Annotated in this window: 14 protein-coding genes and 1 tRNA gene; 9 read left to right on the top strand and 6 right to left on the bottom strand. The window is 59.4% G+C overall.

What is annotated here, in order from left to right:
* The first annotated feature begins 1 nt into the window (after position 1).
* The 3 genes from ASG47_RS01195 (at position 2) to ASG47_RS01185 (ending at position 3595) form a co-directional block, all read left to right on the top strand.
* Positions 2-1144: a Gfo/Idh/MocA family protein gene (locus ASG47_RS01195; protein WP_061906908.1), complete on the top strand. Its 1143-nt coding sequence runs from the start codon at positions 2-4 to the stop codon at positions 1142-1144.
* Between the two features lie 161 nt (positions 1145-1305).
* Positions 1306-2364 (top strand): sugar phosphate isomerase/epimerase family protein, encoded by a 1059-nt coding sequence (locus ASG47_RS01190; RefSeq protein WP_061906907.1) that lies wholly within the window; start codon positions 1306-1308, stop codon positions 2362-2364.
* A 79-nt stretch (positions 2365-2443) separates the two neighbouring features.
* Positions 2444-3595: a Gfo/Idh/MocA family protein gene (locus ASG47_RS01185; protein WP_061906906.1), complete on the top strand. Its 1152-nt coding sequence runs from the start codon at positions 2444-2446 to the stop codon at positions 3593-3595.
* A gap of 33 nt (positions 3596-3628) precedes the next feature.
* Here ASG47_RS01185 and ASG47_RS01180 read toward each other — a convergent pair whose 3' ends face one another.
* The 3 genes from ASG47_RS01180 to ASG47_RS01170 form a co-directional block, all read right to left on the bottom strand.
* Positions 3629-4495, bottom strand: coding sequence for a TraB/GumN family protein (locus tag ASG47_RS01180; RefSeq protein WP_061906905.1), 867 nt, complete (start codon positions 4493-4495; stop codon positions 3629-3631).
* 113 nt (positions 4496-4608) lie between these two features.
* A complete protein-coding gene (locus tag ASG47_RS01175) occupies positions 4609-4914 on the bottom strand; it encodes an ETC complex I subunit (RefSeq protein WP_061906904.1) in 306 nt (101 codons plus the stop codon).
* Between the two features lie 26 nt (positions 4915-4940).
* Positions 4941-5017 (bottom strand) — tRNA-Pro (locus ASG47_RS01170).
* A gap of 102 nt (positions 5018-5119) precedes the next feature.
* Between ASG47_RS01170 and ASG47_RS01165 the strand changes: the two genes are divergently transcribed.
* Positions 5120-5863, top strand: a complete 744-nt coding sequence (locus ASG47_RS01165; protein WP_061906903.1) for a phosphatase PAP2 family protein — start codon at positions 5120-5122, stop codon at positions 5861-5863.
* On the opposite strand, the gene metC is transcribed toward ASG47_RS01165, so the two are convergent.
* Positions 5845-7023: a cystathionine beta-lyase gene (gene metC, locus ASG47_RS01160; protein ID WP_061906902.1), complete on the bottom strand. Its 1179-nt coding sequence runs from the start codon at positions 7021-7023 to the stop codon at positions 5845-5847. The genes ASG47_RS01165 and metC overlap by 19 nt on opposite strands.
* A 226-nt stretch (positions 7024-7249) precedes the next feature.
* Between metC and ASG47_RS01155 the strand changes: the two genes are divergently transcribed.
* The 5 genes from ASG47_RS01155 (at position 7250) to ASG47_RS01135 (ending at position 12670) form a co-directional block, all read left to right on the top strand.
* A complete protein-coding gene (locus ASG47_RS01155) occupies positions 7250-8266 on the top strand; it encodes an amino acid ABC transporter substrate-binding protein (RefSeq protein ID WP_061906901.1) in 1017 nt (338 codons plus the stop codon).
* A gap of 110 nt (positions 8267-8376) precedes the next feature.
* Positions 8377-9567: an amino acid ABC transporter permease gene (locus tag ASG47_RS01150; RefSeq protein WP_061906900.1), complete on the top strand. Its 1191-nt coding sequence runs from the start codon at positions 8377-8379 to the stop codon at positions 9565-9567.
* A gap of 9 nt (positions 9568-9576) precedes the next feature.
* Complete coding sequence (locus ASG47_RS01145; RefSeq protein WP_061906899.1) at positions 9577-10704, top strand: amino acid ABC transporter permease; 1128 nt, start codon at positions 9577-9579, stop codon at positions 10702-10704.
* Between the two features lie 4 nt (positions 10705-10708).
* Positions 10709-11509 carry an amino acid ABC transporter ATP-binding protein gene (locus tag ASG47_RS01140; protein WP_061906898.1) on the top strand — a complete coding sequence of 267 codons (801 nt, stop codon included), beginning with the start codon at positions 10709-10711 and terminating at the stop codon, positions 11507-11509.
* Positions 11510-11617: 108 nt separating this feature from the next.
* Positions 11618-12670, top strand: a complete 1053-nt coding sequence (locus tag ASG47_RS01135; RefSeq protein WP_061906897.1) for an amino acid ABC transporter substrate-binding protein — start codon at positions 11618-11620, stop codon at positions 12668-12670.
* A gap of 12 nt (positions 12671-12682) precedes the next feature.
* Here ASG47_RS01135 and ASG47_RS01130 read toward each other — a convergent pair whose 3' ends face one another.
* The gene (locus tag ASG47_RS01130; RefSeq protein WP_061906896.1) at positions 12683-13396 is read right to left on the bottom strand and encodes an alanyl-tRNA editing protein; all 714 of its coding nucleotides are present in this window, start codon (positions 13394-13396) and stop codon (positions 12683-12685) included.
* 8 nt (positions 13397-13404) lie between these two features.
* Complete coding sequence (gene cls, locus ASG47_RS01125; RefSeq protein ID WP_244487015.1) at positions 13405-14856, bottom strand: cardiolipin synthase; 1452 nt, start codon at positions 14854-14856, stop codon at positions 13405-13407.
* Positions 14857-14995: the final 139 nt, after the last annotated feature.

Here is a 14995-nt window from a genome sequence, read left to right as displayed (position 1 = left end):
AATGGCAAAGACCTTTGGCGTCGGCATCATGGGTGCCGGCAACATCTCTGCCGCCTATCTGCGCCTTGCGCCGCTCTTTAACGGCCTCGAAGTGCGTGCCGTCGCTGACATTCTCCCGGAAGCCGCCAAGAAGCGCGCCGATGAATTCGGCGTCGCCGCCCAGACGCCCGATGAGCTGCTGAAGAACAGCGAAATCGACGTGATCGTGAACCTTACGATCCCGGCGACCCACTACAAGGTGTCTTCGGACATCATCTCGGCCGGCAAGCACGCCTATTCCGAAAAGCCCTTCGTTCTCAGCGTCGAAGAGGGCCTCGCCCTCAAGAAGGCTGCCGACGAACGCGGTCTCAAGGTTGGTTCGGCCCCCGATACCTTCCTCGGTGGCGCGCATCAGCAGGCCCGCGAGATCATCGACAGTGGCAAGCTCGGCAAGATCATGAGCGGCACCACCCACGTCATGAGCCGTGGCATGGAACATTGGCACCCGAACCCGGACTTCTTCTTCCAGCCCGGCGGCGGCCCGATCCTCGATCTCGGCCCATACTACATCACCGACCTCGTCCATCTGCTCGGCCCCGTGAAGCGCCTCTCCGCCTTCACCAACATGGCCCGCACCGAGCGCGAAGTCACAGCCGAGGGCCCCTATAAGGGCACCTTCGTCAAGGTCGGTACCCCGACCACGATCCACGGCGTGCTCGAGTTCCACAACGGCGCTATCGTCACCATCGGCGCCAGCTGGGACGTGGCGGCTCACGGCCACCACAATATCGAGCTCTACGGCACCGAAGGTTCGATCTTCGTGCCCGATCCGAACTTCTTCGGCGGCGATCTGGTCACGGCCAGCATCGACGGAACGCGGACCCCGGTCACGCCCTGGGATCACCCTTTCGGCAAGCCGAACCAGGAACTCGACAAGGCCATCCCGCGCGCCAACTATCGCTGTGCCGGCCTTGCCGACATGATGATCTCGCACGAGACCGGCCAGACCGCCCGCTGCGGCCTCGACGTCGCGCTCCATGTGGTTGAAGTGATGACAGGCCTCCTCAAGGCCGGCGAAACCGGCCAGGTCCTCACCCTCCAAACCACCTGCGAACGCCCCCGCGCCCTGGGCATCGAAGAAGCCCGGGCTCTGCTCAAAGCTTGATGTGCGTACCTCATTGACAGGCGCCACATGCCGGTCAAAACTGCAAACTAACATGTCAGGGCGGCGAGCAATCGCCGCCCGCATTTCATGCGGCAACCGCTGCCGCAGCGTCTAACGAGCCCCGTTGATGCACAATAAGGGGCCACAAGAGGAGAGACTTCATGGCCACCACCATCAAGGGCCCGGCAATCTTTCTCGCCCAGTTCGCTGGCGATAAGGCCCCTTTCGATACGCTCGACAATATCTGCAAATGGGCCGCCGACCTCGGCTACAAGGGCGTCCAGATCCCGACCTGGGTCTCAAGCTTCATCGATCTCGAAAAGGCCGCTGAATCCAAGACCTATGCCGACGAGATCAAGGGCACCGTAAACAGCCACGGCCTCGAGATCACCGAACTCTCGACCCACCTCCAGGGCCAGCTCGTCGCCGTTCACCCCGCCTATGACGCAGCCTTCGACGGCTTCGCGCCGGCCTCGGTCCATGGCAACCCGAAGGCCCGTCAGGATTGGGCCGTCAAGACCATGCTCAACGCCGCCAAGGCCTCGAAGAACCTCGGGCTTAACGCGCACGCGACGTTCTCCGGCTCGCTCGCTTGGCCCTATATCTATCCCTGGCCGCAGCGTCCCGCCGGTCTCGTCGAAGAAGCCTTCGACGAACTCGCCCGCCGCTGGACTCCGATCCTCAACGCCTTCGACGATGCCGGCGTTGACGTCTGCTACGAAATCCACCCCGGCGAAGATCTGCACGACGGCATTTCGTACGAGATGTTCCTCGACCGCGTGAAGAACCACCCGCGCGCCAATCTGCTCTATGATCCGAGCCACTTCGTGCTGCAGCAGCTCGATTATCTCGACTACATCGACATCTACAAGGATCGCATCAAGGCCTTCCACGTGAAGGATGCCGAGTTCAATCCGACGGGGCGTCAGGGCGTTTATGGCGGCTTCCAGTCGTGGATCGACCGGGCAGGGCGCTTCCGTTCGATCGGCGATGGCCAGGTTGATTTCCCCGCGATCTTCGCCAAGATGGCCGCCAACGATTTCCAGGGTTGGGCCGTCCTCGAATGGGAATGCGCCATCAAGCACCCCGAAGATGGTGCGCGCGAAGGCGCCGAGCTCATCAAGAGCTACATCATCCGCGTCACCGAACACGCCTTCGATGATTTCGCTTCGGGCGGCACCGATAAGGCTGCAAACCGCAAGATGCTGGGCCTGAGCTAAGCCAAACACCGCGCCGCTAACCTATTCGCGTTAGCGGCGCCTCAATGTTAACCTGTTGCTAACAGAAGAGACACGAAAAATGGCTGAAAACGGCGCAAAACGCATCCGCCTCGGCATGGTCGGCGGCGGCACCGGAGCCTTCATCGGCTACGTCCACCGCATCGCCGCCCGCCTCGATGGCGACTATGATCTGGTCGCCGGCGCACTCTCCTCGCGCCCCGAAGTCGCTAAGGAATCCGGCAAAAACCTCGGCCTCGCCGAAGATCGCATCTACACCTCTTACGAAGAAATGGCCCGCGCCGAAGCCGCCCGCCCGGACGGTATCGAGGCGGTTTCGATCGTCACACCCAACCACATGCACTTCGGCCCCGCCAAGGCCTTCCTCGAAGCTGGCATTCACGTCATTTGCGACAAGCCGATCACGGCCACAATCGAAGACGCCCGTAAGCTGTTGGAAATTAAGCCGAAAAACGGCGCGAAGTTCCTGCTGACCCATAACTACACCGGCTATCCGCTGATCCGTCAGGCCCGCGAACTCATCGCATCTGGCGCCCTGGGCAAGATCCGCGTTGTGCAGGCCGAGTACCCGCAAGATTGGTTGACCGAAGCCACGACCGACGACAACAAGCAGGCCTCCTGGCGCACCGACCCCGCCCGCTCCGGCGCAGGCGGCGCCATCGGCGATATCGGCACACACGCCTATAACCTCACCCGCTTTGTCACTGGCCTCAAAACCGAAGCTGTTTCAGCGGACTTGACTGCATTTGTCCCCGGTCGTCAGCTTGATGATAATGTGCACATCATGCTGCGCTTTGAGGGAGGGGCGAAAGGCATGCTCTGGGCCAGCCAGGTCGCCGTCGGCTGTGAAAACGGCCTTCAGCTCCGGGTCTATGGCGATAAGGCCGGCATTGAATGGCGCCAGGATAATCCGAACTACATGTGGTTCACCGAATTCGGCAAACCCAAGCAGTTGCTCACTCGCGGCGGTTCCATCTCGCTGCCACCTGCAGCCTCGATGAATGTCCGCATCCCCTCGGGTCATCCTGAAGGGTATCTGGAAGCCTTCGCCACGCTCTATAGCCAGTTCGCGGCCGTTATCCGTGGCGATGGCGCAGCTTACGAAGATCTCTTGCCCTCGCTCGCCGATGGCGTCGAAGGCATGCAGTTCATCACTGCTTCGGTGAAATCCAGCCAGAACGACAGTCGCTGGACCCGTCTCTCCGACGTTTAAAGCTCTCGGGCTGTCCGCTCAAACCGGGCGGCCCTATTGCACGCGTTCGCTGCTAAAGCCGGCGTTCTCGAGCATGGTGATGACGCTGTCCTCACCAACGAGATGCCCCGTGCCGACGATGAGGAACGCGTGCTCGTTCCGCGCCAGCATGTCGGAAATCTGCCCGGTCCAGTTCGTGTTACGGTCCGTAATCAGCCGCTTGGTAAAGCCATCGCCGTACGAGCCGAGCTGCGCCAAAAAGATATCCCCAACCAGTTCCGGTGTGCCGTCCACCCAGGCATCTTTCATCGCGTCGATCGTCGAGACGGCGTCCAGTCCCTCGGTCATCGTTGCCGTCAGCAATTGGATATGTTCGTCTCGCGTTCCGCCCGAAATAGCATCCATTTGCTCCACCGCAGTTTCCAGAAACCCTTGGCGCTCAATAGGAATTTCCCTAGACATAACTGAGTCGACACCGACAGTCGGGTCATATCCAGCTTCGGTCATTACCGCTGTCGAGAGCATGGTTGCCGCCATCCAAGGCTCCATGGCAAGCAAGCTCGCCACCGGCACATTCACCGCGTCCGCCATGGAGCGCACTTTCCCCATCAGCTTGGAATCTATCTTTTCACTCAACAGCTTGGCGTCGGTTGAAAACCCACGTTGCGCCGTCAGGACAATGATTTCGGCCTGCGCCGCCGGTCCGAGATCCGTCTCGAAATAAACCCGGTCTGCAGCGTCGACCAGCTTGTCGAATTCCTCTGTTCGCCAGTCCGTATCTGGCGGCAAGAGATGGATTGAACCAAAAAGCCAGACCGAACTATCCGCGTCGCTGACCTTCCAGATCGCTGGTGCAGCCAGGGCGGGGCTGCTTAATCCGCAGAGCGAAACGAGAAGGGCGAAGGGGCGTAGCAAGGTCATGGGCATGGTTCTCCTCGTGACATTTCGACACGAGCAGTTTGGCCGAACTTTGCTAAAAACAAAAGCGCCGCAATGGATTGCAGCGCTTCACGGAATCTATTGGAGAGCTTGGCTCAGTGCGTCCAGGGCGTTTTCCGGTCCGCGCGGAAATTGTCCGGGTAGCTTACGCGCTTCGGCGTTGCGTCATGCGCGGGCTGCACCGAATATTCGATGCCGTTGCGCTGCGCATAGGCTTCAGCTTCTTCGAGGGTCGAGAAGGAAAGCTTGATCTGCTGCTGCATATCGGAGCTGCTGGTATAGCCCATCAGCGGCTCGATCTTGCGCGCCTGGGCCGGCTCGTGCACCAGGATCCACTGCTTCGACTTACCCTTGCCCGACTGCATGGCATTGCGGGAAGGGCGGTAGATACGGGCTGTCATGCAGTATCCTCAACACGATGCGCGAATGGTCGGAGTACAAAGATTCGAACTTTGGACCCCCGGTTCCCAAAACCGGTGCTCTACCAGGCTGAGCTACACTCCGACGTCGCGCCATTCCGTTAGCGCGTTCGCCGACAAAGGGCAAGCGATGGATGCGTTATCCACGCTATTGACGTGGGGAAATCCTCCGAACAAAAAGGGCGCCATGAGTGACCTGAGCAAACGCTGGCCCTTGGGCCTCAATCGCAAGACCTGGCCCGACTATCTGGGGGTCTTCATTCTGATGCTTTTTGTGCTGCTGTTTTTCGACGTTTCGCTCTCGCGCAGCGCTATTGCCTGGGATGGAGAATGGCGCGCGCCGTTCCAGTTCGTCACCCATTTCGGATTGTCCGATTGGGTGCTGATTCCCAGCGGCTTGATTTTCCTTATAAGTTTCATCGGCTACCGCTTCGTGCGCCGCATGTCGCCCTGGCGCCTCGCCACGGTCGAGCTCGCGCTGCTCTCCGGCTTCATCTTCGCCGCTGTCGGCGGCACAGGCCTCCTGACGAATCTTCTCAAGCGCCTTTTCGGCCGCGGCCGACCTACGGTTTACGATGAATTCGGCGCCTTCGATTTCCAGCACATTTTGAACGACTGGACCTTCCAGAGCTTTCCCTCTGGCCACTCGACGACAGCCATGGCCACCGCCATCCTGGTCGGCTTTCTCGCCCCGCGCTTTTTCCGGCTGGTTCTGATCATTGCCGTGGTCACGGGTGTTTCCCGCGTCGTCGTGGGCGATCATTACCCAACCGACGTCCTCGCCGGCTTTGCGGTCGGCTGCATCGGCACGTATGCGGTCCGCAATTATTTTGCCCATCGGAAGTGGCTGTTCCGAGCCACTCACGAAGGGCGCATTCGTTTCCAGGGCGTTCCGGCCCTCAGGCGGCTTGTTCAGCGCGCCTTGGCGTAGCGATCGAGCGCTGCCGCCAGGTCTGCCTTGAGGTCATCGATGGCCTCAAAGCCAATGTGGACGCGGAAGAGGTTGCCCGGGTCCGACCATGGCTTTGCCGATCGTGCCTTGTCGATTTTCGAAGGCAGGCAGAGGCTTTCATAGCCGCCCCATGAATAGCCCATGGAAAAGATTTCGAGATGGTCGACAAAGGCTGCGATCGCAGCTCGCGGCGCCGGCTTCAGGACCATGGCGAAAAGGCTGCCTGACCCCGTAAAATCCCGCTTCCAGAGCGCGTGATCGGGATGGCTTGGCAGGGCAGGGTGAATCACAGCGCTGACTTCGGGCTGTTCCTCCAGCCAAGCGGCAATCTCGATCGCGCGCTTCTGATGCTCCGCCATACGGATCGCCAGCGTCTTCAAGCCGCGCGACACCAGATAAGCATCATCGCCCGAGGTGAAGAAGCCAAGGAGCGTTCTGACCCGCTCCACATCGGACCAGGCGGCTTCTGTGGTGGATATCGTGCCAGCGAACGCGTCCGAATGCCCGACAAACATCTTTGTCCCGGCATGAATGACGATGTCGGCGCCGAGCGCGAGAGGTTGATGGTACAGCGGGCTTGCCCAGCTATTGTCAACAATCAGCCGTGCGCCATGCGCGTGCGCCGCCTGCGCGATCGCTGGAATGTCCTGGACTTCAAAGGTCAGAGACCCAGGGCTTTCAGCCAGAACCGCTTTAGTGTTCGGCCCCATCAGCTCTGCAATGCCAGCGCCAATACGCGGATCATAATATCGCGCCGTGATTCCCATGTGCTCAAGGAACCCATCGGCAAATTTTCGGCCCGGCTCATAGGCGCTGTCGGTGATGAGAATTTCATCACCGGTTTTCAAGCAAGCAAGCATCGCGATGGTGATTGCCGCAAGGCCCGATGGCACAAGTTTGGTGCGATAGGCGCCTTCGAGCGCGGTTACCACTGCCTCGACACCCTCGGTCGTGGGATTGCCGGCGCGGCCGTAGAGATAGCGCTGTTGCTGGGCGTCGAGATCCGCCAGAGTTTTGAAAAGTACCGTCGACCCGCGATAGACCGGCGTGTTGACGAAGCCAAACTGGCTATCGGGGTCGCGCCCCGTATGCGTCAGGATCGTTTCGAAGGAACTGTTTGAAGGTCTGCTGTCGCTCATGCGGGCACTGTGCTCAAAATCGGATCAAATTCGTCGTCTGGCTAAATTAGAGACAGAATTGCTGTCCCAAAACAGCTTCTACCCTTGACGTTATCGCCCAGAGAGGCTTGCATGCTTAACAGCATCGTAACCGCGACACAAAGGCGGTGGTGCAGCCGGGGGCGCCCAAGGCAAATTGGGTAATGAAACTCCGGGACACGAGGGTCAGGAAACAAAGGGCAATAATATGCAAAAGCAGCTCGTAACGCTTGCAGCATCAGCGATGCTGAGTCTCACGGCGGTCTCCGCACAGGCCGCTATTTTGGATGACGTGAAGGCCAAGGGCTATGTCCAGTGCGGCGTAACCGGCGGTGTGCCGGGCTTTTCCGCTCCCGATTCCAACAATGTCTGGACCGGTATCGAAGTTGATTTCTGCCGCGCCATGGCCGCTGCGATCTTCAACGATGCCGATGCCGTTCGCTACACCTCGCTGACCAGCCAGGAACGCTTCACTGCGCTCTCCTCCGGCGAAGTCGATGTGCTGTCGCGCACCACGACCTGGACCATGAGCCGCGATACCCAGTTGGGCATCAGCTTTGTCGGCACCATGTTCTATGACGGCCAGGGCTTCATGGTCCGCAAGGAAGACGGCATCGCATCCGCTCTCGACCTGAGCGGCGCTGCTATCTGCATCGAGTCCGGCACCACCACCGAACTCAACGCTGCCGACTACTTCGCTGCCAACAAAATGGAATTCAACACCGTCGTGTTCGTTGATCAGGACGAAGTGGTGAAGGCCTACGAAGACGGCCGTTGCGACGTCTACACCACGGACTCTTCGGCTCTTGCCGCCGAGCGGTCCAAATTCGCCAATCCGGATGACCACATCATCCTGCCCGAAATCATCTCGAAGGAGCCGCTTGGCCCCGTGGTTCGCTCCGGCGATTCCCAGTGGTTCAATCTCGCTCGCTGGACCTATTTCGCTCTGCTCGAAGCTGAAGAACTTGGCGTAACCTCCGCCAATGTCGACGAAATGCTCGGTTCCGACAATCCGGCGATCAAGCGTCTCCTCGGTGTTGAAGGCGATTTCGGTACCCCGCTCGGCATCACCAAGGATTGGGCCTACCAGATCGTCAAGCTGGTCGGTAACTATGCTGAAACCTATGATCGCAACGTCGGCCCAAGCACCCCGATTGGTCTTGAGCGCGGCCTGAATGCCCTCTGGAAAGACGGCGGCATCCAGTACGCTCCGCCGATCCGCTAATCTGAACTTTTGGTTCCGGCGCCCTTCTGGGGCGCCGGCATCGTTTGTTCTGTCGCTTATGGCGTCTCCATGGACGCCTTGCGGCTTTCTGCGGCCAAGGGACAGCATCTATGACCACTCGCGACTTGGGGCACGACGCTGCCCCCCGCGTCAGCTTTTACAATGACCCGAAGATCAGAGGGTATATCTACCAGTTCATCGTGGCCGCCGTTTTGGTCGGCTTCATTTTCTGGATCGTGAAAAACACGGCCGCCAATCTCGCGGCTCAAAACAAGACGACAGGCTTCGACTTCCTCTGGAAGACAGCCGGTTTCGACATCAGTTTCTCTCTGCTGCCCTGGTCCCGAGCATCCTTCTATTGGGAAGCCTTCCTCGTCGGCATTCTCAATACGCTGCTCGTTGCCTTCATCGGCATCATCCTCGCCACCATGCTGGGCTTCACGCTCGGCATCGCGAGGCTCAGCAGCAACTTCATCATTTCAAGCCTCGCCACGATCTATATCGAGGTGATCCGGAACATCCCGCTGCTGCTGCAGCTGTTTTTCTGGTATTTCGCCGTGCTGAAGGCGATGCCGGCGGTGCGCAATTCGATCGCCCTGCCGTTTGATGCGTTCATCAATCAGCGCGGCATCATGGTGCCGCGACCTATCCCGGATGAGCAGTTCGGCTTTACCTGGATCGGTATTGCCCTCGCGATAGCGGCGGTCATCGCCCTCCGCATTTGGGCCAAGCGTCGCCTGGAAGCCACGGGACAGCGCTTCCCGGTTTTTCTCGTCGGGCTGGCTATTCTGATCGTCATCCCGACGATCGTCTTTGTGGTCTCAGGCGCCAGCGTCGCGTTCGAACTGCCGGTCCTCGAGCGGTTCAACTTCAAGGGCGGATTGCAAATTCCACCGGAATTCGCCGCGCTACTCCTGGGCCTGACGATCTACACCGCGGCCTTCATTGCCGAAACGGTCCGTGGTGGCATCCAGGCAGTCAACCATGGCCAGACCGAAGCTGCCCAATCGCTAGGGCTCAAGGATAATGATCGGCTGCGGCTCATCGTGATCCCGCAGGCCATGCGGGTTATCGTCCCGCCGCTGACGAGCCAATATCTCAATCTCACCAAGAACTCCTCCTTGGGTGCCGCCATCGGCTACCAGGAGCTGTTCAACGTATTTGGTGGCACCTCCCTCAACCAAACTGGCCGGGCGATCGAATGTATCGCCATGGTTATGCTCGTTTATCTCACGTTCTCCCTCCTCACCTCGGCGCTGATGAATTGGTACAACGCCCGCGTGAAGCTGGTCGAGCGGTAGGAGGATCTGATGACAGATATTGGATTCGTCCGCTCTGACCTTGTAGAGGCCCGCCCGGCTCCGGTGCGCACCACAGGTGCCATCGCCTGGGCGCAAAAAAACCTGTTTTCGACCCCGCTCGATACAGTTCTCACCATTCTCGGCTTGCTTTTCCTCGCCTGGATCGTACCGCCACTCTACGGCTTCTTTTTCGGCAATGCCGTCGGTCCAAACGGCACCGTCGAGCAATGTCGTATGGAAAACGCCGGCGCATGCTGGGCTTACATCTCCTCCGAGATGGAGTTCTTCATCTACGGCTTCTATGACATCCCCGAGCAATGGCGTCCGAACATCGTCTTTGCTCTGGGCGCGCTGCTTCTCGTGCCGCTCCTGATCCCCAAGGCGCCCTTCAAGAAGACGAATGCGGTGCTCTTCCTCGCGGTCTACCCAATCGTGAGCTACTTCCTCCTCGCAGGCGGTGTCTTTGGTCTGCGGGAAATCCCGACGGAGAAGTGGGGCGGGCTTTTGGTGACGCTGATCCTCTCCGTGATCGGTATTACCTTGTCGTTCCCGCTGGGCGTTATCCTTGCCCTTGGCCGGCAGTCATCCATGCCGATTATTAAGACGGTGTGCGTGGGCTTTATCGAGCTCATCCGGGCCGTTCCGCTGATCACCATCCTGTTCATGGCGTCGATCATGCTGCCGCTCTTCATGCCCCAGGGTATGACTGTCGACAAATTCCTGCGGGCTATCGTGGGGGTGACGCTCTTCACCTCGGCCTATGTGGCCGAAGTGGTCCGCGGCGGTCTGCAGGCCATTCCGCGTGGTCAGTATGAAGCCGCTTCCGCCCTCGGGCTCGGCTACTGGAAACGGATGTGGTTCATCATCCTGCCCCAGGCGCTCAAGCACGTCATTCCTGGCATCGTGAACAACTTCATCGCGCTCTTCAAGGACACGTCCCTCGTCTACATCGTGGGCATGAAGGACCTTCTTGAAGCGGTGAAGACCAAGAACGACACCGCTCTCGAATGGCAATCGGGCAATACCGCGACGACCGGCTATATCTTTGCCGCCATGGTCTTCTGGGTGTTCTGCTTCGGCATGTCTCGCTACTCCATCTACATGGAGCGACGTCTCAACACTGGCTACAAGAGGTAGCTTCATGTCTCAGGTTTCCGAAACGACCGTTGATCGTCAGATCGACACCAGCCACATGCAGGTCTCCAAGACCGACGTCGCCATCGACGTGATCAACATGCACAAATGGTATGGCGACTTCCACGTCCTGCGTGACATCAACCTGCGGGTGATGAAGGGCGAACGCATCGTCATCGCCGGGCCTTCTGGCTCCGGCAAGTCGACGCTCATTCGCTGCATCAACCGGCTCGAAGAGCACCAGGAAGGGCAGATCATCGTCAATGGCACGGAGCTGACGGCCGACCTCAAGCGCATTGACGAAGTGCGCCGCGAAGTGGGCATGGTGTTCCAGCACTTCAATCTCTTCCCGCACCTGACCATTCTGCAGAACCTGACCCTCGCCCCCATCTGGGTGCGCGGGACGCCCAAGGCGGAAGCCGAGGCGACGGCCATGCATTACCTTGAGCGCGTCAAGATTCCCGAGCAAGCCAATAAGTTTCCGGGCCAGCTCTCCGGCGGCCAGCAGCAGCGCGTCGCGATTGCCCGCTCGCTCTGCATGCAGCCCAAGATCATGCTGTTCGACGAACCAACGTCGGCGCTCGATCCGGAAATGGTCAAGGAAGTGCTCGAAGTCATGATCAGCCTGGCCGAAGACGGCATGACCATGATCTGCGTGACCCACGAAATGGGCTTTGCTCGTCAGGTGGCCAATCGCGTCATTTTTATGGATCAGGGACAGATCATAGAGCAGAACGAGCCAGAAGCGTTCTTCTCGAACCCGCAGCATGAGCGCACCAAGCTCTTCCTGAGCCAGATCTTGCACTAGGAACGGCGGCTGCGCGCTTGGCTATCGCGGATCGCAATGAGCTTTCACATGCGATATCCACGGGTCACTCCCTCTCGGTGACTTGACCCGTGGATATGCAATGCCACAATGCCGCAGTTCCAAGAGAAGGTCGGCATGTTCAATCGCTGCATAAAGCCATTGGTGCTCGCGCTGGCCGGTGCCCTTTTTGGCAGCGTGGTTTCTGCGCAAGCCAACACGCTCGAAACCATTCGTGAGCGTGGCTTTCTTGTCTGTGGCTCCAGCAATCCATTAGCCGGCTTTGCCCAGCAGGACGCTGATGGGCGATGGTCGGGCTTCGACGTCGATCTCTGCCGTGCGCTCGCTGCGGCGGTCTTCAACAATCCCGATCTCATTGAATTCCGTGCCTTCCGCGGCGAAGCGCGTTTCGCTCCGCTGCAGACTGGCGCAGTCGATGTGCTGATGCGTAATGGCGCCTGGAGCGCGGGCAGGGACCTTCGCTACGGCGCCCGTTACGTCACGCCGAGCTTCTTCGATGGCCAAGGGTTTCTCGTCCCCCAGTCGATGAGCATTGTTTCTGCCTATGAGCTCAACAATGTCACGGTCTGCGTCGTCGACAATGGCAGCGCGGTCCAGGCGCTCGAAGAATTTTTCTTCACCAATCAGACCAGCTACACAGACGTTATCTACGAAGATATCGCCGATCTGATCGTCGCCTATCGCGCCAATATGTGCGACGTCATCTCCGCATCGGGCCGTCAGTTGCAGGCCATCCGCCGCGAACTCACCGATCCATCACAGCATCGCATTCTACCCGAACGAATTTCTAAGGAAGTTCTCGGTCCCGTCGTGCCTGGCGGCGACGATCAATGGTTCGAAATCGTCCGCTGGACCATTTTCGCGTTGATCACGGCCGAAGAAGTCGGCGTAACGCGCTTGAATGTCGACTCCCTCCTCGCGTCACGGTCGGCCGATGTCCGGCGCCTATTGGGTGTCGAAGGCGATTACGGTTCTGCGCTTGGTCTCAAATCCAGTTTCATGAGCGATGCGATCCGCGCAGAAGGCAATTACGCCGAAATATACGACAAGAATTTCGGTCCACAGACGGGCGCCGCGATGCTGCGTGGCCAAAATGCCCTCTGGAGCAACGGCGGCTTGCTCTACGCGCCGCCGATCCGTTAGCGCTCGACCGTCTTAGGCGAAGTGCAGGTTGATCCGCCGGTTCTGCTTGCCCTTCTTTTCGATCTTGCCGATCGTCAGACGTCCAATTTCGCTGGTCCGCGCCACATGCGTCCCGCCACAGGGCTGCAGGTCGATATCCCCGATCCGCACCAGCCGAACGCGGCCCTGGCCCATTGGTGGCTTCACCTTCATGGTCTTGATCAGGTCTGGACGCGCCAGCATTTCGTCATCGGAAATCCACTCCGACGTCACCGGATAGTCTGCATCGACCATCGCATTGACCGCTGCCTCTATTGCTGCGACATCCTCGGGCGATTCCGGCATGTCGAAATCAAGCCGTCCCTTGTCCTCGCCGATCGACCCGCTGGTCACCGGCAGGGGAATGGCCACTGAGAGTAGATGCAGCGCCGTATGCATGCGCATCAACCGATAGCGCCGATCCCAGTCGATTTCGGCCGTCACCGCATCGCCAACGCTCAGCGTCGGTTGTCCCTCCGCCGGCACATGCACGATCCGGGTTTTGTCGCCGTCAGGATGTATTGCCGTGGCAATGACAATGCGATTGCCATCACCAGCGATTAGCGCGCCACTGTCGCCGGGCTGCCCGCCTGATGTCGCATAGAAGACGGTTTGGTCGAGCAAAATGGCGCCATCCGGCAAGACGTCGATGACCTTCGCCGAAGTGGAGCGCAAATAGGCATCATCGCGAAAAAGCAGAGTGGTCATGGGTGGTCCTAAAGCAGCGGCGAGAGGAGTTTTGCGGCCTGGGTCGCAAAGTAGAGGGGCTTCGATCGGCTGGAAACTTCGGCAAGGCTGACCTGCCTGCACAATTTGAAATCTTCAGCCAGCATGGCGTCGACCGCTGCCAGAGCCTGCGGATCGGTGAACCAGAGAGTAATCTCGAAATTGATGGCAAAGGACCGGTTGTCGAAATTCACGCTGCCAACGGTGGTGATTTCATTGTCCATCACCACCACCTTCTGGTGTAGGAACCCGTCGGTATAGCGATAGACCGAGATATCGTGCTCCACCATGGCGTCGGCATGCGCAATGCTGGCAAGCCAAACCATGATGTGGTCGGGATTGTCCGGCAGCATGATCCGAACATCTACACCGCGCAACCGAGCTGCAAATAGCGCCGTCCGGATATCGGTATCGGGCACGAAATAGGGGCTGACGATCCACAGCCGCTCCCGCGCGCGCCCGATCAGGTCCACATAAGCGATGGCGCATTCTTCCAGTTGGTCAGCCGGGCCGCTGCCCATGACCAACACGGATTGATCGCCGGGGGTCTCGACTTCCTTCGGCGGCGCGGCAGGCAGACGCTCGCCGGTCGCCCATTCCCAATCTTCGCGGAACAGCAGGGCGCACCCCAGCGCCGCGGGGCCCGAGACACGCACATGGGTATCGCGCCAACGGCCAAATTTCGGGTCCTCGCCAAGATATTCGACGCCGACATTGTGCCCCCCGACCCAGGCATGCTTGCCATCGGCCACGACGATCTTGCGATGGTTGCGGTAGTTGATCCGCGTTGGACCATAGAAGCGCAGGAACTTGTGCCGCTGGTTGAAGCCGGCAACCTTGACGCCGGCATCGCGCATCTGCGTCCGAAACCGCTTGGGCATGCCGGTGCTGCCGATATCATCATAAAGAAGCCGGACTTCGACACCCGCTTTCGCTTTGGCAATCAGCCGCTCGGCAAGCTGCTGACCAAGCTTGTCGTCGCGAATGATATAAAATTGCACCAGCAGATAATGCTCGGCGGCATCGATCCCGGCAAAGATGGAATCGAAGGTGGCCTTGCCGTCGATCAGCAGCTCGACATCGTTGCCTCTCAAGAATGGCAGCTCGGAAACTTGCACCTGAACGGGCCATTTGGCGTCCGTTTCCCGGTCGATTAGCGCCAGATCCTTGGCGCGCAGCGGACGGTCGGCGCGGCCATTCTTGATCCTGTCGGTGGCATAGTCGTCAAAAAACTTCCACCCGAAGATCATGTAGAGGAAGGCGGTGGGGAAGGGCAGCAGCGCCAGAGAGAGAAGCCAGGCGATAGAGCCTTGGGATGTGCGGGAATTGAGAATTTCCCGTACAGCGCAGATGAAAGCGAGGAGGTAGATCGCGCCCATGATGGCGGCCAGGATATGCAGGTCCGCAATGATCGCTTTGAGAATATCGTCGATGCCGAACACGGCCGTCCTTTCCGACAGGAGATAGCGCAATCTATCAGCAGGCGCCCGGCCGACAATCCCAAGTTGACACTGGGAGCCTAAGCGCTACCATGATCTTCGGCTCGTGCAGCCAGCCGCTCGCCCCGCTGAGGGAAGGTGA

The sequence above is a fragment of the Devosia sp. Leaf420 genome (assembly GCF_001425445.1).
In the GTDB taxonomy this organism is placed as follows: domain Bacteria; phylum Pseudomonadota; class Alphaproteobacteria; order Rhizobiales; family Devosiaceae; genus Devosia.
This window is presented reverse-complemented; position numbering and strand designations above follow the sequence as displayed.

Excerpts from the sequence above, each read along its gene's own strand:
- ASG47_RS01135 (WP_061906897.1), top strand. The coding sequence starts at position 11,618 with ATGCCGCAGTTCCAAGAGAAGGTCGGCATGTTCAATCGCTGCATAAAG.
- ASG47_RS01180 (WP_061906905.1), bottom strand. The coding sequence starts at position 4,495 with ATGACCTTGCTACGCCCCTTCGCCCTTCTCGTTTCGCTCTGCGGATTA.
- ASG47_RS01195 (WP_061906908.1), top strand. The coding sequence starts at position 2 with ATGGCAAAGACCTTTGGCGTCGGCATCATGGGTGCCGGCAACATCTCT.
- ASG47_RS01130 (WP_061906896.1), bottom strand. The coding sequence starts at position 13,396 with ATGACCACTCTGCTTTTTCGCGATGATGCCTATTTGCGCTCCACTTCG.
- ASG47_RS01165 (WP_061906903.1), top strand. The coding sequence starts at position 5,120 with ATGAGTGACCTGAGCAAACGCTGGCCCTTGGGCCTCAATCGCAAGACC.
- ASG47_RS01190 (WP_061906907.1), top strand. The coding sequence starts at position 1,306 with ATGGCCACCACCATCAAGGGCCCGGCAATCTTTCTCGCCCAGTTCGCT.
- ASG47_RS01185 (WP_061906906.1), top strand. The coding sequence starts at position 2,444 with ATGGCTGAAAACGGCGCAAAACGCATCCGCCTCGGCATGGTCGGCGGC.
- metC (WP_061906902.1), bottom strand. The coding sequence starts at position 7,023 with ATGAGCGACAGCAGACCTTCAAACAGTTCCTTCGAAACGATCCTGACG.
- ASG47_RS01150 (WP_061906900.1), top strand. The coding sequence starts at position 8,377 with ATGACCACTCGCGACTTGGGGCACGACGCTGCCCCCCGCGTCAGCTTT.
- ASG47_RS01155 (WP_061906901.1), top strand. The coding sequence starts at position 7,250 with ATGCAAAAGCAGCTCGTAACGCTTGCAGCATCAGCGATGCTGAGTCTC.
- ASG47_RS01145 (WP_061906899.1), top strand. The coding sequence starts at position 9,577 with ATGACAGATATTGGATTCGTCCGCTCTGACCTTGTAGAGGCCCGCCCG.
- ASG47_RS01175 (WP_061906904.1), bottom strand. The coding sequence starts at position 4,914 with ATGACAGCCCGTATCTACCGCCCTTCCCGCAATGCCATGCAGTCGGGC.
- ASG47_RS01140 (WP_061906898.1), top strand. The coding sequence starts at position 10,709 with ATGTCTCAGGTTTCCGAAACGACCGTTGATCGTCAGATCGACACCAGC.